Genomic DNA, 18,585 nt, shown 5'->3' with positions numbered 1-18,585 from the left:
TTGCGAATACTGATATTGATGATACTAACGGCCCACCGGCCTGTTGAGGAACCTGTAAAACGGAAAGGCTCATTGAAGCCGTATATTTTCTGGAGGTTCATCAGGCGCGGAACTCATCAAGGCGCGGGAATAAAATCCCATTCAGACGCCGGATAGATTCAAGCAAGCCAACTTGTCGTCAAAATCGGTGTTGCAAAAACGGGAGTGACCATAGATTCCGTTTTCTGAGGCGACCCCAAAAAGCAAACACCAATGCCGAGTCGGATGGATCTGACTGACACCTACGCCTATACAACACCATGACCGAACTTCCCGACAACATCCTTCACCTGCCGCAATACCAAGTACTGGGCTGCAAATCAACCGACGACGAAATGCACTTCCAGGTGGACGTGCCCGATCCCATCGCCTGCGAGGAATGCGGCGTGCAGGGTGAGTTCGTACGGTTCGGCAAGCGTGACGTTCCCTATCGTGATCTGCCCATCCACGGCAAGCGGGTCACTCTCTGGGTGGTCCGCCGCCGATACACCTGCCGGGCCTGCAAGACAACATTCAGGCCCCAGCTACCGGAGATGGTGGACGGATTCCGTATGACACTGCGGCTGCATGAGTACGTGGAGAAGGAATCCTTCAACCACCCCTACACCTTTGTGGCGGCACAGACCGGCCTGGACGAGAAGACGGTGCGCGACATCTTCAACGCCCGCGCCGAGTTCCTGGGGCGCTGGCACCGCTTCGAGACGCCCCGCATCCTGGGCATTGACGAGCTATACCTGAACAAGCGCTACCGCTGCATTCTGACCAACATTGAGGAGCGAACCCTGCTCGACCTGCTGGCCCCCCGCCGCCAGGACGTGGTGACCAACTACCTGATGAAGCTGAAAGACCGGCAGAAGGTCGAGATCGTCAGCATGGACATGTGGAACCCCTACCGGGCAGCGGTCAAGGCTGTGCTGCCCCAGGCCCGTATCGTGGTCGATAAGTTCCATGTGGTGCGCATGGCCAACGATGCCCTAGAGAGAGTGCGCAAGGGCCTCAGAAAGGAGCTGAAACCGTCCCAGAGCCGGACTCTCAAGGGAGACCGGAAAATCCTGCTGAAACGCGCTCACGAAGTCTCAGACCGGGAGCGCCTCATCATGGAGACCTGGACAGGCGCGTTCCCGCAACTGCTGGCCGCCTACGAGCACAAGGAGCGCTTCTACGGCATCTGGGACGCCACCACACGGCTCCAGGCAGAAGCCGCCCTGGACGAGTGGATAGCCACCATCCCGAAGGGCCAAAAGGAAGTCTGGAGCGATCTGGTCAGGGCAGTGGGAAACTGGCGCGAAGAGACCATGACCTACTTCGAGACGGACATGCCCGTCACCAACGCTTACACGGAGTCCATCAACCGACTGGCCAAGGACAAGAACCGTGAAGGGCGCGGTTACTCCTTCGAGGTGATGCGGGCACGAATGCTCTACACCACGAAGCACAAGAAGAAGGCACCGACTGCGAAGGTCTCTCCTTTCTACAAGAAAACCATCGGTTACGGACTGCCGGACTTCGCAGAGGAACTCAACTACGGAGTCGATCTATCAACCATCTGAGGGTGGTATCAGATTGATGGGGTGAAGGTGCCCCATCAACCATTAAATCCGTATACCCGGATAAATTACGTGAAATGGCCCCCGAACTCGCCAGTGAACTGACTCCACGATTTAAGGAAAAACCCAAGTGGACCTTCAATTTCACCCTGGACGGGGAAAATGGCATCCCCATCAATAAGCGCGGCAGCGGGATAAGGAGGCTTATCCTGTTGAATTTTTTCCGGGCTGAGGCTGAAAAGAATGTCGCGGGGACGCCCAGAAACATGATTTATGCCATCGAAGAGCCTGAAACGTCACAGCAGCCAAACTATCAGATGATGCTGATGAAAGCGTTGCTGGCACTGGCAGGCCAGCCGCACCGTCAGATTATCGTCACCACCCATGTCCCGGCGCTGGCCGGATTGATCCCTGTCGAAGGTGTACGTTATGTCACCCGAAATGAGGCGGGTGAACCCGTAGTAAAAATGCCGGATGACGCTGTGCTGAAGGAAGCCACTGAAAGCCTGGGGGTGCTACCAGAGACCGGTATGGAAAGGGCGCAGGGGATTGTTCTGGTAGAGGGAAAGTCGGATGTCACTTTCCTGAGGCATGCGGCCAGTTCATTAAAACAGTCAGGTGTGCTGCCAGCCTCTCTGGAGGACGTGAAAATAGTGCCAGTCCTCATAGGAGGGTGTGGCAGCGTCAAACACTGGGTTACATTGAATCTGGCCAACGATCTGGGGCTTCCCTGGTGCGTTTTTCTGGACTCCGATATTGGGGGAGACCCTGCACAGGTTATGTCCATTCAGAAACGTAAAAGAGAAGTGGAGGATGCCGGTAAGGTATTCTTCGCCACGCGTAAACGTGAAATAGAGAACTATCTCTGCCCGGATCTGATCGAAGAAATGACCGGTGTAGCCGTCACGTTTACGGACACCTGTGATGCTAAAAAAATAATTGGCCGGGCGGTGGGAATGAAGCCCGATAATGTGCTTGATAAATTCTGGCCCCGGATGACAGCGGAAAGAATCATCTCAAGATCAACCTATCATGACGGAATGCAGGAAAGGATTGAGCTGGTTGAGATCCTGAGCGATATTGTTGCCATGACGAGATAATGTGTAAAAATTATCGCTGCTGCATATATTCCGGTCCACAGCAAAGGACCGGAGTATAGTATATAAAAAACCCGAAATTAATCGGGTTTTAATTATTTAACGTTTAACAGGCTCCCGTGCCCGGGAGTGAATTAAAATTACGCTTATTATGGCGTTTTTGCAATCTTTATTTTTGACTGCCAAGCCATTTATTCATCTGCTCGATTTCACCTTTTTGAGCTTTAATGATGTCCTGCGCAAGCTTTCTCATTTCGGGATCTTTTCCGTATTTGAGCTCGGTCTCAGCCATTGCGATTGCCCCTTCATGGTGTGCGATCATACCTTTTGCAAAGGCCTTATCGGGATTGGATTCATTAACGGCGGCCATCATTTTTTCATGCATATTTTTCATGCCAGCCATATATTCCTGTGATGATGCCGATGAGTGCATATCTGACATTTTCATTTCCGAATGTTCAGCAGAAATGGCTGGCAGGGATAACATTAATATTACAAAAAGGGTGTTTTTGATTTTCATATAATAATTCCTTTCAGACAGGTACCGGTTAAGTGTAGCTGAGTCAGACAAAAAAGCCCCCTGACGGGGGGCAAAAATGTAGCAACGTTGTTTCAGGAAAATCTATCAGGGAAAAGGTAACAGCACGGATACTACCGTCGCATTCAGCCTGCATTGATCATGCGGCGGTGCGCTTCGGCCATGGCCTGATGTGGGCCGGATTGCCCGTTATTCATGAATTCATGGGCAACCGCTGCTCTTTCATGCTCATTCATCGCCGCGTAAGACGTTGACGGGACGGTCGTGGATACCGTGTTATTTCCCATCATCTTCTGATGACTTTCCACCATTTTCTGGTGCGCATCCGCCGAGCCGTTCGTCATGGTCTCATGAGCAATAATGGCCTGTTCATGCTGGTCCATACCGGTCATACGAGGAGCAGTCCCCTGGATCCCGACAGGAGCCGCAGCAGACTGCATCTGGTGAGCAGGAGCCTGTGCATTGTTGACGCGATCATGGATATTCACGGTTTCAGTGGCCCAGGCCGATGAAATTAAACCAAAGCCCAGCAAAGATGCTAATACGATATTTTTCATGATAACTCTCCATTTCTGAATTAGTGATGTCCGGGGAAGTACAACCGGTGTTTTCAGTTCCATAACTGAAACAAGTTCGGCAGCGTTTATTTCTCCGGAAGAGGGCTGGATATTCATTTCCTGGCGTACTCTGACGCCGGGTATTGATGAAGCAATCCAGCCTTCCTGATAAGTTGCACTAATTATATCGAATGGCTTCTGTTTGCTGCATGACAGGCTAATGACATCTTTGTCATTTACATCTTTATTTTCAGCATTGGGTTTCCGGGAGCATTTTCTCCAGTCTGGGCACGGATAAGATAAAACGCGTGGAGCGTACGTCTGATTCCACCTGCACTCTTCCGTGATGTGCTTCCACGATTGACTTCACAATCGCAAGGCCGATGCCGCTGCCTTCTCCTTTTCGTTGTCTGGATGGATCCACCCGATAAAAACGGTCAAACAGCCTTGATAAATGTTCTTCAGGGATCGGTTTCCCTGGATTTTCAATCACAAGGTCAAAAAAGCTCTCCTGCTTTCTTATTGAGACGGTGATGGCCTGTCCCTCCGGGGTATAACGCAGGGCATTGGATAACAGATTATTGATCGCTCTTCTGAACATTTGTGGATCTCCCTCAACCAGGCAGGGCATCCCGTTAAATTTGAGCGTGATATTGCGTTCTTCGGCCCAGGCTTCGAAAAACTCGAAGACTTTCATGACTTCCGCTCTGAGGTCAAACATGACCCTGTCAGGTATCAGCTGATTATTATCTGCCTGTGCCAGGAACAGCATATCGCTGACCATTTTGGTCATCCGGTTATACTCTTCAAGACTGGAATAGAGGACATCCTCAAGTTCCCTCTGTGTTCGATCCTGACTCAGTGCGATTTCAGTCTGCGTCACCAGATTGGTGATGGGCGTTCTGATCTCATGCGCGATATCGGCAGAGAAATTGGCCTGGCGGGTAAAGACATCCTCAATCTTTCCAATCATATGATTGAACGAGATAACCAGTTGCTCCAGCTCAATGGGAACGCGTGTCGGTTCCAGTCGCGCATCAAGATTCTCGGAGGTGATGTTTTTAATGGCATTGCTGACATTACGAAGGGGCAGGTGCCCCTGACGGACAGCGATTCGAATGATCAGAACAATCAACAGGCTTATCACGACGGCAATCGCAATCAGGTTCTTTTTCAGCGCATCGAGGTAATGGAGATGGAAATTAATGGATAGGCCAGTCAGCATGACATAGTTCTGCTGTTTGCCCTGAAATATCGCCTGACCAGAGGAGGCGATAATCCTGTATGTTTCCATCTTCATTTCGGACCCGGTATCCATCGGTCCCGCAGGATCCTCCACCGTCCAGAGAAAGACATCCCGTGCGCGGCTGTGCTCGCTAAAATCTGCTGAATTCACTGCCGGGCGTAGTGCCGCCCCCTGAGCTGAGCTAAAGAGCACTTCACCCCTGGGATTGAGGAGCAAAAGGGCAACGTTGCGGTAGCTGGCAATTGATTCCTTTATTTTGCTTATTTTTTTATCATCCGGATCCACCGGGGACTGCAGTATACGGTTCAGTGTGGTGCTGATTTGTTGAAGATCGCTGACATCCTGCTCGGCAAAATGATTTTCAACAGAATGCAGCATAAACCAGGTGAAGGCGATAAAAGCCAGTATCGTGGACAGGCTGATAAAAAAGGTCAGCCGCAGAGCGAGTGAGAAAGGGCGTCTGGAAGGTTTGCTATGCATCCGGGACCTCCAGCATGTAGCCCACGCCCCGGACTGTCTGGATCAGCTTTGTCCCGTAATCGTTGTCTATTTTAGCGCGGAGTCGCTTTACTGCGACATCGATCGCATTAGTGTCGCTGTCAAAATTCATGTCCCAGACCTGAGAGGCAATCAGGGAGCGGGGAAGAACCTCTCCCTGATGGCGAATGAAGAATTCCAGCAAGCTGAACTCTTTACTGGTGAGCACAATGCGGTTCCCGGCGCGGCTGACTTTTCTGGATACGAGATCAACCGAGAGGTCAGCCACTTTAAGCTGGCTTTCCGTGATCATCGTGTTTCCCCGCCTGAGGAGGGTTCTTACCCGGGCGAGCAGTTCAGCAAACGCAAAGGGCTTCACCAGATAATCGTCCGCACCCAGCTCAAGTCCTTTGACCCTGTGTTCAATCGTGCCAAGGGCCGTCAGCAGTAATACCGGCATCCCCTTTCCGGCACTGCGCAGCATACGGATGATATCCCAGCCGTTTACATCAGGCAGCATGATATCCAGGATGACTAAATCATACTCGGCTGTCATGGCAAGATGATATCCGGTCAGACCATTATCAGCGTGATCCACGACGAACCCCGCCTCTGTCAGCCCCTTGCTGAGATATTCACCTGTTTTAATTTCGTCTTCAACGATTAATATTTTCATCATGCTCCCCGGCTGGCTGCTAATGTCATTTTATTGCGCCCACGATCGTTATCAACGGATTACAGCAAAAATGACAACATTGTCATTATCCTGTCACCCGGCAAACAGAGAGCGTTCGGTAAAGTATCCCTATCAATACTCTGGACTTCGTTTGAACCATTTACCAGGTCTGCCTGTACGAGAAGCGTTATGTTCAAATTAAAATTACTCAGCATCAGTACCATATTCATCCTGGCTGGTTGTGTTTCTCTGGCACCTGAATATCAGCGTCCGCCAGCTCCGGTTCCCCAGCAGTTTTCATTGTCTAAAAACAGTCTGACGCCTGCGGTAAACAGCTATCAGGATACGGGCTGGCGAAACTTTTTTGTCGATCCCCAGGTCAGCAGGCTGATCGGTGAAGCCCTGAATAATAACCGTGATTTGAGAATGGCTGCCCTGAAGGTTGAAGAGGCCCGGGCCCAGTTCAACGTCACGGATGCAGATCGTTATCCCCAGCTGAATGCCTCATCCGGGATCACATACAACGGTGGTCTGAAAGGTGACAAGCCGACCACACAGGAGTACGACGCGGGTCTGGAGCTCAGCTATGAGCTCGATTTTTTTGGCAAACTTAAGAACATGAATGAGGCTGATCGCCAGAACTACTTTGCCAGCGAAGAAGCCCGTCGTGCCGTACACATCCTGCTGGTCTCCAGCGTTTCACAGAGCTATTTCAGCCAGCAACTGGCGTACGAACAACTCCGTATTGCGCGGGAAACGCTGAAAAATTATGAACAGTCCTATGCTTTCGTTGAGCAACAGCTCGTGACCGGGAGTACGAACGTTCTGGCACTTGAACAGGCGAGAGGACAAATCGAAAGTACCCGCGCCGAAATAGCCAAACGAGAAGGCGATCTGGCTCAGGCAAACAATGCCCTGCAACTGGTGCTGGGAACGTACCGCGCACTTCCGTCAGAAAAAGGGATGAAAGGCGGGGAGATCGCACCAGTAAAATTGCCACCAAATCTGTCTTCACAAATTTTGCTGCAGCGACCGGATATTATGGAAGCGGAATATCAGCTGAAAGCGGCTGATGCCAATATTGGCGCAGCGCGAGCGGCCTTTTTCCCCTCCATTACCCTGACCAGTGGTCTTTCTGCAAGCAGTACGGAGCTGTCAAGCCTGTTTACGTCAGGAAGTGGAATGTGGAATTTTATCCCTAAAATTGAAATTCCTATTTTTAATGCTGGCAGGAATAAAGCCAATCTGAAGCTGGCTGAAATTCGCCAGCAACAATCGGTGGTTAATTACGAACAAAAAATTCAGTCAGCCTTTAAGGATGTTTCCGACACGCTTGCGCTGCGCGACAGCCTTAGCCAGCAACTTGAGTCACAGCAGCGTTATCTTGATTCACTTCAGATAACTCTCCAGCGTGCCAGAGGATTATATGCAAGTGGTGCTGTCAGTTACATCGAAGTGCTGGATGCAGAACGTTCCCTCTTCGCTACGCAGCAAACCATTCTCGATCTTACCTATTCCCGACAGGTTAACGAAATTAATCTGTTTACCGCGCTGGGTGGCGGTTGGGTAGAGTAAATTTATTTAATTAATCAGGAAATTAAAAATGCGTAATTCACTTAAAGCCGTTTTATTTGGTGCCTTCTCTGTCATGTTTTCTGCCGGTCTTCATGCTGAAACACATCAGCATGGCGATATGAATGCTGCCAGTGATGCTTCGGTACAGCAGGTTATCAAGGGCACCGGTGTCGTTAAAGACATTGATATGAATAGTAAAAAGATTACCATTTCGCACGAAGCAATCCCTGCTGTGGGCTGGCCTGCAATGACCATGCGCTTCACTTTTGTTAATGCAGACGACGCTATCAATGCCCTGAAAACCGGCAACCATGTCGATTTCTCGTTTATTCAGCAGGGCAATATCTCCTTACTCAAAAGCATTAACGTTACGCAATCCTGATTATCAGTCCGGAGCGAATACATCCAGTGCGCCTGAACATTCATTAAGGGATTACTGTGAATGAATGATCGGGCGCATATGCCAGGTGTTTTGATTTTTCAGCGAGAAATTGTATGGCTTCTTTAAAGATAAAATATGCTGCAATAATTATCAGCAGCCTCATAGCAGGGGGGCTGATATCGGTTACTGCCTGGCAGTATGTAAACTCATCACAAAAAACAGTACAAACCGAACAAAAGGCACCGGAGCGAAAGGTACTTTTCTGGTATGACCCGATGAAACCGGATACCAAATTTGATAAACCCGGAAAATCTCCCTTTATGGATATGGACCTGGTGCCAAAATATGCTGATGAAAGCGGCGATAAAAGCAGTGGCGGGATCCGTATCGATCCAACGCAGGTTCAGAATCTGGGATTAAAAACGCAAAAAGTCACGCGAGGAATGCTGAATTATTCTCAGACAATCCCGGCTAATGTCAGTTACAACGAGTATCAGTTTGTCATTGTGCAGGCGCGCTCTGACGGTTTCGTCGAAAAAGTGTATCCCCTGACGATTGGCGATCATGTGAAGAAAGGCACTCCGCTTATCGATATCACCATTCCTGAATGGGTTGAGGCACAAAGTGAGTTCCTGCTGTTATCCGGTACAGGCGGTACGTCAACCCAGATAAAAGGGGTTCTGGAGCGACTTCGTCTGGCTGGTATGCCGGAAGAGGATATTCAAAGGCTGCGTTCAACCCGCACAATCCAGACCCGTTTTACCATTAAAGCACCTATTGATGGTGTCATTACTGCGTTTGACCTGCGCACCGGAATGAATATTTCGAAAGATAAAGTAGTGGCTCAGATTCAGGGGATGGACCCGGTCTGGATCAGCGCTGCAGTGCCAGAATCTATCGCATATCTGCTGAAAGATACGTCGCAGTTTGAAATTTCGGTACCGGCTTATCCGGATAAAACATTCCATGTCGAAAAATGGAACATTCTTCCCAGCGTGGATCAGACAACCCGTACGCTTCAGGTCCGTCTCCAGGTTTCTAATAAGGATGAGTTTCTCAAGCCGGGCATGAATGCCTATCTGAAACTGAATACCAGGAGCCAGGAGATGCTGCTGATACCAAGCCAGGCAGTTATCGATACCGGCAAAGAACAGCGCGTGATTACTGTTGATGATGAAGGCAAGTTTGTGCCGAAACAGATCCACGTTCTGCATGAATCACAGCAACAGTCCGGCATCGGTTCCGGCCTGAATGAAGGCGATACCGTGGTGGTCAGTGGCCTGTTCCTCATTGACTCCGAAGCCAATATTACGGGCGCGCTGGAACGTATGCGCCACCCTGAAAAAACAGAAAGCAGTATGCCAGCAATGTCTGACCAGCCTGTAAATATGCATTCAGGGCACTGAGGAGACGACGATGATTGAATGGATTATCCGGCGCTCTGTCGCCAACCGTTTCCTGGTCATGATGGGGGCCCTGTTTCTCAGCATCTGGGGCACATGGACGATAATTAACACGCCGGTCGATGCGCTGCCTGACCTGTCAGATGTGCAGGTCATTATTAAAACCAGCTATCCCGGACAGGCCCCGCAGATTGTAGAAAACCAGGTCACCTATCCGCTTACCACCACCATGCTGTCCGTACCTGGCGCAAAAACCGTGCGTGGTTTTTCACAGTTCGGGGATTCGTATGTGTATGTCATTTTTGAAGACGGCACCGATCTGTACTGGGCCCGTTCCCGCGTGCTGGAATATCTGAATCAGGTTCAGGGAAAACTGCCTGCCGGTGTGAGTTCTGAAATCGGTCCTGATGCCACGGGTGTGGGCTGGATTTTTGAATATGCCCTTGTCGATCGCAGCGGAAAACACGACCTTTCAGAACTGCGTTCTTTGCAGGACTGGTTCCTGAAATTTGAACTGAAAACCATCCCGAACGTGGCGGAAGTAGCTTCGGTTGGCGGCGTGGTGAAACAGTATCAGATCCAGGTCAATCCGGAGAAATTGTCCCAGTACGGTGTCAGCCTGCCTGAAGTGAAACAGGCTCTTGAATCGTCTAACCAGGAGGCCGGTGGTTCATCCGTTGAAATGGCCGAAGCGGAGTATATGGTCCGGGCCAGCGGATATCTTCAGACCATTGATGATTTCAATAACATTGTCCTGAAAACCGGCGAGAACGGTGTACCGGTTTATCTGCGGGATGTTGCCCGCGTGCAGACCGGGCCTGAAATGCGGCGAGGTATTGCCGAGCTGAACGGCCAGGGGGAAGTCGCCGGCGGCGTGGTGATCCTGCGGTCGGGTAAAAACGCGCGCGACGTAATCACGGCAGTGAGGGATAAACTGGAGACACTGAAGGCCAGCCTGCCGGAAGGCGTTGAAATCGTGACCACCTACGATCGCAGCCAGTTAATCGACCGGGCGATTGATAACCTCAGCCATAAACTTCTGGAAGAGTTTATCGTGGTGGCCATCGTCTGTGCTCTGTTCCTGTGGCACGTACGTTCTGCCCTGGTGGCGATTATCTCTCTGCCGCTTGGCCTGTGTATCGCCTTTATCGTCATGCACTTCCAGGGACTGAACGCCAATATTATGTCGCTGGGAGGGATAGCGATTGCCGTCGGTGCGATGGTGGATGCCGCCATTGTGATGATTGAAAATGCGCACAAACGGCTTGAGGAGTGGGATCATCAGCATCCGGGTGAGCAGATTGACAACGCCACCCGCTGGAAGGTGATTACCGACGCCTCCGTGGAAGTGGGACCCGCGTTGTTCATTAGCCTGCTGATCATCACCCTGTCCTTTATTCCTATCTTTACCCTGGAAGGGCAGGAAGGTCGTCTGTTTGGCCCGCTGGCATTCACGAAAACGTACTCCATGGCGGGAGCGGCCGCACTGGCCATCATCGTCATTCCTATTCTGATGGGATTCTGGATCCGGGGGAAAATTCCTGCCGAGACCAGTAACCCCCTGAACCGGGTGCTGATCAAAGCGTATCATCCTTTGCTGCTGCGGGTCCTCCACTGGCCAAAAACAACCCTGCTGGTTGCGGCCTTGTCCATTTTCACGGTTATCTGGCCACTGAGTCAGGTGGGCGGTGAATTTCTGCCGAAGATTAACGAGGGCGATCTGCTGTATATGCCGTCGACCTTGCCTGGCGTCTCTCCGGCAGAAGCTGCAGCGCTCCTGCAGACAACAGACAAGTTAATCAAAAGCGTTCCTGAAGTGGCTTCTGTATTTGGCAAGACCGGTAAAGCACAGACCGCAACGGATTCCGCGCCGCTCGAAATGGTGGAAACCACGATCCAGCTCAAACCTGAGGATCAGTGGCGTCCCGGCATGACAATTGACAAGATTATTGATGAACTCGACAGGACAGTCCGTTTACCGGGTCTGGCAAACCTCTGGGTGCCGCCTATCCGTAACCGTATTGATATGCTCTCAACCGGGATCAAAAGCCCGATAGGTATCAAAGTGTCCGGGACTGTTCTGTCCGATATCGACGCGACGGCGCAGAGTATCGAGGCGGTAGCCAAAACCGTGCCTGGCGTGGTGTCTGTCCTGGCTGAGCGACTTGAGGGCGGGCGCTACATCGATATCGATATCAACCGGGAGAAAGCCTCCCGCTACGGGATGACGGTAGGTGATGTCCAGCTGTTCGTCTCTTCAGCAATCGGAGGTGCTATGGTGGGTGAGACGGTTGAAGGGGTGGCCCGGTACCCTATTAACATTCGCTACCCGCAGGATTACCGGAACAGTCCGCAGGCGCTGAAACAGATGCCGATCCTGACCCCGATGAAGCAGCAGATCACGCTGGGCGATGTCGCGGATATTAACGTCGTTTCTGGACCAACCATGCTGAAAACCGAAAATGCCCGGCCAGCCAGCTGGATTTATGTTGATGCCCGCGGCAGGGACATGGTGTCGGTGGTGAACGATATTAAGACGGCCATCAGTGAGAAAGTGAAACTGAGACCGGGGACCAGTGTGGCATTCTCAGGACAGTTTGAATTACTCGAGCACGCCAACAAGAAATTAAAACTGATGGTACCGATGACGGTGATGATCATCTTCATCCTGTTATATCTGGCATTCCGCCGGGCTGATGAGGCCTTACTTATTCTGATGAGCCTGCCGTTTGCCCTGGTTGGCGGGATATGGTTCCTGTACTGGCAGGGCTTCCATATGTCAGTGGCGACCGGAACCGGGTTTATCGCCCTGGCCGGGGTGGCAGCAGAGTTTGGCGTGGTCATGCTGATGTATCTGCGTCATGCCATTGAAGCGCACCCGGAATTGTCCCGTAAAGAGACGTTCACACCGGAAGGTCTTGATGAAGCCCTCTATCATGGTGCCGTACTGCGTGTCCGGCCGAAAGCCATGACCGTGGCGGTGATCATTGCGGGTCTGCTGCCAATACTCTGGGGAACCGGTGCAGGTTCAGAAGTCATGAGCCGTATCGCGGCACCCATGATTGGCGGGATGATCACAGCTCCGCTGCTGTCCCTGTTCATTATTCCTGCCGCCTATAAACTCATCTGGCTGCGCAGACATAAAAAGAGCGTGTCATAACCCTGAAAGGGCACCCCTGCGGGTGTCCTTTTGCATAAATTCACCCTGACGTCAGGGTTTATATCGATAACATACAGAGGTGAGTATGAAAAAAATAATTTTAATGACCCTGGCTTTTGGCCTTTCACTTCCTGCAATGGCAGGTGAAAAAGTAATAGACATGTACAAGTCTGAAAACTGTGGTTGCTGTTCCCTGTGGGGCAAGGCGATGGAAAAGGACGGGTTTGAGGTGCGGACCCACGTCATGAATGATCAGGCCCTGTCAGCCCTGAAAGAAAAATATGCTGTTCCTGCTGAGCTGAGAAGCTGTCATACCGCAGTTACTGGTAATTTGATCATTGAAGGCCATGTGCCTGCAGCCACGATACATAAGGCAATGCTGTCTGGTTCAGGGATTTATGGTCTTGCCACCCCGGGCATGCCTGCGGGGAGCCCGGGAATGGAGATGGGGGCCCGTAAAGAGGCTTACGATGTTATTTCATTCTCTCCGGAGGGCAGTAAAAAAGTCTTCCAGCGAATCGAATAGTCAGCGGAACGGCTGATAACGGGACGCCGGCAGCAGGCACTCCTGTGCCGGCGACATTCGTGGTAATCGCATCCATGACATACCCTGAAGACAGAAAATGCTTCAGGCATGCATAAGGAGAGTTACTGTGAAAAATGACAATGTAGTGCAACACAACAACCAGACTGCTTCTGAACAGACATTATCCCCGGACGAGAGCCACGTATTGCATAAGGTGAGAGATCCCGTGTGCGGGATGGCATTCCTGCCCGACAAGGCGCACAGCAGCATTCGATACCAGGACCATCAGCTTTATTTCTGCTCTGCCAGCTGTGAGAGTAAATTTACAGCCCATCCCGACCGTTATCTTACCGAAGATGCCAGTGAACATTCCCACCACCACCACGATCACCACGAAGTCAGCCCAGACCAGATAAAACAGCCTCACCATCAGGCGGAGAAAGATATTTCTGAAGGTGTGTGGACATGTCCGATGCACCCGGAGATACGCCGCAGTGGTCCCGGAAGCTGTCCTGTCTGTGGAATGGCACTGGAACCGCTCGTAGCCACGGCATCGACGGGGCCGAGTGATGAACTTCGCGACATGACAAGACGCTTCTGGCTGGGGTTGTTGCTGGCGTTTCCGGTTCTGATACTCGAAATGGGATCTCATCTGTTTCCCGCCTTGAGGAATACAGTACCGCCACAATACAACACATGGCTGCAGCTGCTTCTGGCCTCTCCAGTCGTGTTGTACTGTGGCTGGCCATTCTTCGCCCGGGCCGGAATGTCGTTGCGTAACCGCTCCCTGAATATGTTTACCCTTGTTGCAATGGGGACCGGCGCAGCCTGGGTTTACAGCGTCATTGCAACCGTCTTCCCTTCCTGGTTTCCTGCATCGTTCAGAAACATGGATGGCCTGGTGGCCGTTTATTTTGAAGCCGCAGCAGTAATTACGGTGCTTGTTCTGCTGGGACAGGTTCTTGAACTGCGGGCACGGGAACAAACCTCAGGTGCCATTACTGCGCTTCTGAACCTTGCCCCCAAAACAGCCAGGCGGCTGGATCATGACGGTCATGAAACGGATATTAATGCAGAAGATGTCCTGCCTGGCGATAAGCTCCGCATCAGACCTGGAGAGAGTATTCCGGTCGACGGTATCGTGGTCGAAGGCAAAACAACTGTTGATGAATCGATGGTGACCGGGGAGTCTATGCCGGTTACCAAAAAAGAGGGTGAACCTGTCATTGGGGGGACGATTAATCAGACAGGTAGTCTTATCATCCGAGCAGAGAAAGTCGGTGATGAAACGATGCTCTCACGAATTGTTCAGATGGTCGCTGATGCACAGCGTTCGCGTGCCCCCATCCAGAGAATGGCAGACAGCGTTTCAGGCTGGTTTGTTCCTCTGGTGATACTTATCGCGGTTGTTGCTTTCTTGATCTGGTCTGTCTGGGGGCCCGAGCCCAGGATGGCGCACGGTCTCATTGCGGCTGTGTCGGTCCTGATTATTGCCTGTCCCTGCGCGCTGGGACTGGCCACGCCGATGTCGATAATGGTGGGGGTGGGCAAAGGCGCCCAGGCCGGGGTGTTAATCAAGAATGCCGAAGCCCTTGAGCGTCTTGAAAAAGTGGACACGCTGGTTGTCGACAAAACAGGCACGCTCACGGAAGGTTCGCCTACGGTGACAGGGATTATCAGTCTCAGTCCGGGTGGGGAAATATCTCTTTTACGTGTAACAGCTGCAGTGGAAAAAGGTTCGCAGCATCCGTTGGGTATGGCTGTTGTCAGAGCCGCGCAGGAAAAGGGGATCGTGATACCTGCCGTCAGTAATTTCAATGCCCCGTCGGGGAAAGGTGTCTCAGGCGATGTCGAAGGTCAACGGGTTGTTATTGGTAATGAACTGGCTATGCAGGAAAACAGTATCGTTATTGATAATCAAAAGGCCGTTGCGGATACGTTGCGGATGGAAGGCGCTACCGTTATCTATGTGGCCACAGACGGGAACCTTGCAGGCCTGATAGCTATCTCGGATCCCGTGAAAGCAACCACGCCGGATGCGCTTAAAGCTTTGCGTCAGGCGGGGATCCGCATTGTTATGCTCACCGGGGATAACCAGCTTACTGCTGAAGCAGTCGCACGGAAACTGGGAATAGATGAGGTTGAAGCCGGGATTCTGCCGGATGGCAAAAAAGCAGTGATAACCCGACTGAAAGAGTCTGGCCATGTGGTTGCGATGGCCGGAGACGGTGTGAATGATGCCCCGGCGCTGGCAGCGGCTGACGTGGGTATAGCCATGGGAACGGGTACAGATGTGGCAATTGAAAGTGCCGGAGTCACCCTTCTCAAAGGCGACCTGATGATACTGAACAGGGCCCGTCATCTGTCAGAGATCACCATGAAAAATATCCGACAGAATCTGTTTTTTGCATTTATCTACAACGCACTTGGTGTGCCGGTGGCTGCAGGCCTGCTTTATCCTGTGTATGGAATACTGCTGTCGCCAGTTATTGCGGCGGCGGCCATGGCTCTTTCTTCCGTCAGCGTCATTGTGAATGCGTTGCGTCTGAAAAGTGTCAGGCTCGGGAAATAACACTGAGTGAAGGGTCTGTTATGAACAGAAGGAGTCCAGTATGAAAAGTACCACCTATGCGCTTATTGCTGTCGCCGCGATCGCGGCATTTGCCCTCCTGCGAGAACACTGGTCACATGTGGCAGGTTACTGGCCATATCTGTTATTGCTGGTCTGCCCGCTAATGCATCTTTTCCACGGCCACGGAGGGCATGGGGATCACCAACATCACGGAAGTGAAAACGATAAAAAAAATTAATCCGGCAAACGGGGCCGCGTCGCGGTCCCGTTATCAGTCCAGGTATCGTTCGTAGTCTCTGGCATGCGCAAAGGCATGCTGTTCGAGTTTGTTATCAGCGGGTGCCGATGCCCGGAACGACAGTGAATTAACAGGATTGTTATTGATGACCAGCTCGTAATGTAAATGAGGACCGGATGAACGTCCGCTGGGTGATGCTGCCAACTTACTGATTTAGTGTATGATGGTGTTTTTGAGGTGCTCCAGTGGCTTCTGTTTCTATCAGCTGTCCCTCCTGTTCAGCTACTGACGGGGTGGTGCGTAACGGCAAAAGCACTGCCGGACATCAGCGCTATCTCTGCTCTCACTGCCGTAAAACATGGCAACTGCAGTTCACTTACACCGCTTCTCAACCCGGTACGCACCAGAAAATCATTGATATGGCCATGAATGGCGTTGGATGCCGGGCAACCGCCCGCATTATGGGCGTTGGCCTCAACACGATTTTCCGCCATTTAAAAAACTCAGGCCGCAGTCGGTAACCTCGCGCATACAGCCGGGCAGTGACGTCATCGTCTGCGCGGAAATGGACGAACAGTGGGGATACGTCGGGGCTAAATCGCGCCAGCGCTGGCTGTTTTACGCGTATGACAGGCTCCGGAAGACGGTTGTTGCGCACGTATTCGGTGAACGCACGATGGCGACGCTGGGGCGTCTTATGAGCCTGCTGTCACCCTTTGACGTGGTGATATGGATGACGGATGGCTGGCCGCTGTATGAATCCCGCCTGAAGGGAAAGCTGCACGTAATCAGCAAGCGATATACGCAGCGAATTGAGCGGCATAACCTGAATCTGAGGCAGCACCTGGCACGGCTGGGACGGAAGTCGCTGTCGTTCTCAAAATCGGTGGAGCTGCATGACAAAGTCATCGGGCATTATCTGAACATAAAACACTATCAATAAGTTGGAGTCATTACCAAAATCTGGTAGAAAACGCAATCCGCTATATACCGGAACACGGACAAATTGATCTCAGCGTGATGGTATCGCAGCACGAAGCGATCATTAAAGTTGAAGATAACGGTCCCGGTATTGCCGCAGAAGAAAGGATGCGCGTGTTCGATGCATTTTATCGCCCTGAAGGCGTGACCCAACCCGGCTCTGGGTTGGGCTTAGCGATAGTCAAAGCATGCGTCACGCGGCTGGGTGGGAAAGTTACTTTAGCCCCTGCCAGCCAGTTTACCTCAGGCGTACTGGTCAGCATTGTCCTGCCACTGCAATCTGCGCGATAAAATGTAGATGAAAATTGTACTCTTACTGGAGATACTTTGAAAAGGTAAAACTATTCTTCTTCTTTTTTATCGGTATGTTCTTTACCAAAGCCTCTGTACTTCTCCTCTAAAAGGCCGAAGTCACATGTCCCCCGCATCTTACCTTGTAAAACGAGACTTCTTAAAAGCTCTGATTTTTCATTGATTTTAACCGAATTGGCACGGATGAACTGAAGTTGTTTATAAAGCATTCTCTTGTATCGTGAGTCAGGCATACTGCCCATATCAAGTAATGATACTTCTGACTCGATGATAGGGATCATGAACTTCAGGTTGATTAGCCCGAGTTGATTTTCAGGTACGCCATTTTCATGCAACTTGAAAAAGTTAGGTGAGGACTCTTTTATATCCTGATGCCATGGTTTGGGAGATGTCAGAGGGGCTAGATACTTATGGCCTTGGATATCTAATACGATACCGATAAAAGCTTTAGGATTCTGATAGGTGGGATCTTCACTATTAGGAACCTTTTCTTCAAACTCTTTCAGGTAACTAATGTATCTACTTGATATTTGGTAGAATTTCATTTTTTTTCTCGTAAAAAAGGCGACTGTGTGCAGTCGCCTTTTTTACTTTATTACTTTAAGGTAGTAAATCACCTAAATTTCTAGCTGCACTTAAGGTAGCAAATCACCTGAATTTCTAGCTGCACTTAAAGGTAGCAAATCACCTGAATTTCTAGCTGCACTTAAAGGTAGCAAATCACCTGAATTTCTAGCTGCACTTAAGGTAGCAAATCACCTGAATTTCTAGCTGCACTTGAGGTAGCAAATCACCTGAATTTCTAGCTGCACTTGAGGTAGCAAATCACCTTGGAACAATTATACCTGATCTTTGTTAAAGCTTACAACTCGAGTGACGTACAGATGTAGTTGTATCCTTACTGGTTGCCATATCCCAACCGTTTCAATTCTAAAGAGAGTCTTTTTAGGCTTTCATCTAGGTACTTATGATTTTGTTTCAGCTCTTTTTTCATTAACTCAGTATGGTGAGCTAACTCTGGGTTGCCAGTAGAGCGGCTTACAGGAAAATCATCCTCAGATGATAAACGACCATTTTTTGCATAATCCATTGTAATGCATACCAAAGTAGCAAGATCTATCACTCTATGCAGAGGCAGTTCTTCTGATTGGCGCGACCACTTCTCACCAGTATTTCTCCAAACTTTTGCGGATAACTCAGTCCATCCAGGAGTATTCCATTGAGCTATTCCTACGGATAACCCCATTGCATCAGTGTCA

15 protein-coding genes and 2 pseudogenes are annotated in these 18,585 nt (G+C 50.8%); 11 read left to right on the top strand and 6 right to left on the bottom strand.

From position 1 onward, the window contains the following. The first annotated feature begins 299 nt into the window (after positions 1–299). Positions 300–1,589 (top strand): ISL3-like element ISPpu12 family transposase, encoded by a 1,290-nt coding sequence (locus NI40_RS12390; protein WP_039264119.1) that lies wholly within the window; start codon positions 300–302, stop codon positions 1,587–1,589. A gap of 59 nt (positions 1,590–1,648) precedes the next feature. Continuing rightward, positions 1,649–2,686, top strand: a pseudogene (locus tag NI40_RS12385) (ATP-dependent nuclease); the annotation flags it as partial. 166 nt (positions 2,687–2,852) lie between these two features. Here NI40_RS12385 and copM read toward each other — a convergent pair. The 4 genes from copM to silR all read right to left on the bottom strand — a co-directional run bounded on the left by copM (position 2,853) and on the right by silR (position 6,177). After that, on the bottom strand, positions 2,853–3,203 hold the full coding sequence (gene copM / locus NI40_RS12380; protein WP_000694954.1) for a CopM family metallochaperone: 351 nt from the start codon (positions 3,201–3,203) through the stop codon (positions 2,853–2,855). Between the two features lie 143 nt (positions 3,204–3,346). Next, positions 3,347–3,778 carry a silver-binding protein SilE gene (silE, locus tag NI40_RS12375; protein ID WP_000790483.1) on the bottom strand — a complete coding sequence of 144 codons (432 nt, stop codon included), beginning with the start codon at positions 3,776–3,778 and terminating at the stop codon, positions 3,347–3,349. A 250-nt stretch (positions 3,779–4,028) separates the two neighbouring features. Next, the gene (gene silS / locus NI40_RS12370) at positions 4,029–5,504 is read right to left on the bottom strand and encodes a copper/silver sensor histidine kinase SilS (RefSeq protein ID WP_039264118.1); all 1,476 of its coding nucleotides are present in this window, start codon (positions 5,502–5,504) and stop codon (positions 4,029–4,031) included. Continuing rightward, on the bottom strand, positions 5,497–6,177 hold the full coding sequence (gene silR / locus NI40_RS12365; protein ID WP_039264117.1) for a copper/silver response regulator transcription factor SilR: 681 nt from the start codon (positions 6,175–6,177) through the stop codon (positions 5,497–5,499). Before silR ends, silS begins: the two co-directional genes overlap by 8 nt. Before the next feature lie 189 nt (positions 6,178–6,366). On the opposite strand from silR, the gene silC reads away from it, so the two are divergent. The 9 genes and pseudogenes from silC to NI40_RS12320 all read left to right on the top strand — a co-directional run. Next, complete coding sequence (gene silC, locus NI40_RS12360) at positions 6,367–7,752, top strand: Cu(+)/Ag(+) efflux RND transporter outer membrane channel SilC (RefSeq protein ID WP_039264115.1); 1,386 nt, start codon at positions 6,367–6,369, stop codon at positions 7,750–7,752. Between the two features lie 28 nt (positions 7,753–7,780). Then, positions 7,781–8,134, top strand: coding sequence for a cation efflux system protein CusF (gene cusF / locus NI40_RS12355; RefSeq protein ID WP_001246153.1), 354 nt, complete (start codon positions 7,781–7,783; stop codon positions 8,132–8,134). Positions 8,135–8,247: 113 nt separating this feature from the next. Then, positions 8,248–9,540 (top strand): Cu(+)/Ag(+) efflux RND transporter periplasmic adaptor subunit SilB, encoded by a 1,293-nt coding sequence (gene silB, locus NI40_RS12350; protein ID WP_032425548.1) that lies wholly within the window; start codon positions 8,248–8,250, stop codon positions 9,538–9,540. A gap of 10 nt (positions 9,541–9,550) precedes the next feature. Next, entirely contained in the window at positions 9,551–12,697 is a 3,147-nt protein-coding gene (silA, locus tag NI40_RS12345; RefSeq protein ID WP_039264114.1) for a Cu(+)/Ag(+) efflux RND transporter permease subunit SilA, read from the top strand. Between the two features lie 85 nt (positions 12,698–12,782). Further along, positions 12,783–13,223 (top strand): DUF411 domain-containing protein, encoded by a 441-nt coding sequence (locus NI40_RS12340; protein ID WP_001549797.1) that lies wholly within the window; start codon positions 12,783–12,785, stop codon positions 13,221–13,223. A gap of 97 nt (positions 13,224–13,320) precedes the next feature. Further along, positions 13,321–15,795 carry an Ag(+)-translocating P-type ATPase SilP gene (gene silP / locus NI40_RS12335; protein WP_131631839.1) on the top strand — a complete coding sequence of 825 codons (2,475 nt, stop codon included), beginning with the start codon at positions 13,321–13,323 and terminating at the stop codon, positions 15,793–15,795. Between the two features lie 40 nt (positions 15,796–15,835). After that, a complete protein-coding gene (locus tag NI40_RS12330; protein WP_000843494.1) occupies positions 15,836–16,033 on the top strand; it encodes a DUF2933 domain-containing protein in 198 nt (65 codons plus the stop codon). A 245-nt stretch (positions 16,034–16,278) separates the two neighbouring features. Beyond that, positions 16,279–16,976 (top strand): IS1-like element IS1B family transposase gene (locus tag NI40_RS12325; RefSeq protein ID WP_095033700.1). Its coding sequence is split into 2 segments (ribosomal slippage): positions 16,279–16,528 and positions 16,528–16,976, totalling 699 coding nucleotides; the frame shifts between segments, so codons are not numbered across the junction. A 14-nt stretch (positions 16,977–16,990) separates the two neighbouring features. Continuing rightward, a pseudogene (locus tag NI40_RS12320) lies at positions 16,991–17,305 on the top strand (sensor histidine kinase); the annotation flags it as partial. A gap of 50 nt (positions 17,306–17,355) precedes the next feature. Here NI40_RS12320 and NI40_RS12315 read toward each other — a convergent pair. Both NI40_RS12315 and NI40_RS22860 read right to left on the bottom strand, forming a co-directional pair. After that, positions 17,356–17,871: a type III toxin-antitoxin system ToxN/AbiQ family toxin gene (locus tag NI40_RS12315; protein WP_039264110.1), complete on the bottom strand. Its 516-nt coding sequence runs from the start codon at positions 17,869–17,871 to the stop codon at positions 17,356–17,358. 353 nt (positions 17,872–18,224) lie between these two features. Next, complete coding sequence (locus tag NI40_RS22860) at positions 18,225–18,572, bottom strand: DUF6530 family protein (RefSeq protein ID WP_071884846.1); 348 nt, start codon at positions 18,570–18,572, stop codon at positions 18,225–18,227. Positions 18,573–18,585 lie beyond the last annotated feature (13 nt).

This window comes from Enterobacter sp. E20 (assembly GCF_000801755.2).
In the GTDB taxonomy this organism is placed as follows: domain Bacteria; phylum Pseudomonadota; class Gammaproteobacteria; order Enterobacterales; family Enterobacteriaceae; genus Enterobacter; species Enterobacter asburiae_B.
Note: the sequence above shows the minus strand (reverse complement) of the source record. Positions and strands in the feature narration are given on the sequence as shown.

What these genes read in the sequence shown, in the direction of transcription:
- cusF (WP_001246153.1), top strand. Translation starts at nt 7,781, where the DNA reads ATGCGTAATTCACTTAAAGCCGTTTTATTTGGTGCCTTCTCTGTCATG.
- silS (WP_039264118.1), bottom strand. Translation starts at nt 5,504, where the DNA reads ATGCATAGCAAACCTTCCAGACGCCCTTTCTCACTCGCTCTGCGGCTG.
- NI40_RS22860 (WP_071884846.1), bottom strand. Translation starts at nt 18,572, where the DNA reads ATGGGGTTATCCGTAGGAATAGCTCAATGGAATACTCCTGGATGGACT.
- silB (WP_032425548.1), top strand. Translation starts at nt 8,248, where the DNA reads ATGGCTTCTTTAAAGATAAAATATGCTGCAATAATTATCAGCAGCCTC.
- NI40_RS12340 (WP_001549797.1), top strand. Translation starts at nt 12,783, where the DNA reads ATGAAAAAAATAATTTTAATGACCCTGGCTTTTGGCCTTTCACTTCCT.
- NI40_RS12315 (WP_039264110.1), bottom strand. Translation starts at nt 17,871, where the DNA reads ATGAAATTCTACCAAATATCAAGTAGATACATTAGTTACCTGAAAGAG.
- silA (WP_039264114.1), top strand. Translation starts at nt 9,551, where the DNA reads ATGATTGAATGGATTATCCGGCGCTCTGTCGCCAACCGTTTCCTGGTC.
- copM (WP_000694954.1), bottom strand. Translation starts at nt 3,203, where the DNA reads ATGAAAATCAAAAACACCCTTTTTGTAATATTAATGTTATCCCTGCCA.
- silC (WP_039264115.1), top strand. Translation starts at nt 6,367, where the DNA reads ATGTTCAAATTAAAATTACTCAGCATCAGTACCATATTCATCCTGGCT.
- NI40_RS12390 (WP_039264119.1), top strand. Translation starts at nt 300, where the DNA reads ATGACCGAACTTCCCGACAACATCCTTCACCTGCCGCAATACCAAGTA.
- silE (WP_000790483.1), bottom strand. Translation starts at nt 3,778, where the DNA reads ATGAAAAATATCGTATTAGCATCTTTGCTGGGCTTTGGTTTAATTTCA.
- silP (WP_131631839.1), top strand. Translation starts at nt 13,321, where the DNA reads ATGCTTCAGGCATGCATAAGGAGAGTTACTGTGAAAAATGACAATGTA.
- NI40_RS12330 (WP_000843494.1), top strand. Translation starts at nt 15,836, where the DNA reads ATGAAAAGTACCACCTATGCGCTTATTGCTGTCGCCGCGATCGCGGCA.
- silR (WP_039264117.1), bottom strand. Translation starts at nt 6,177, where the DNA reads ATGAAAATATTAATCGTTGAAGACGAAATTAAAACAGGTGAATATCTC.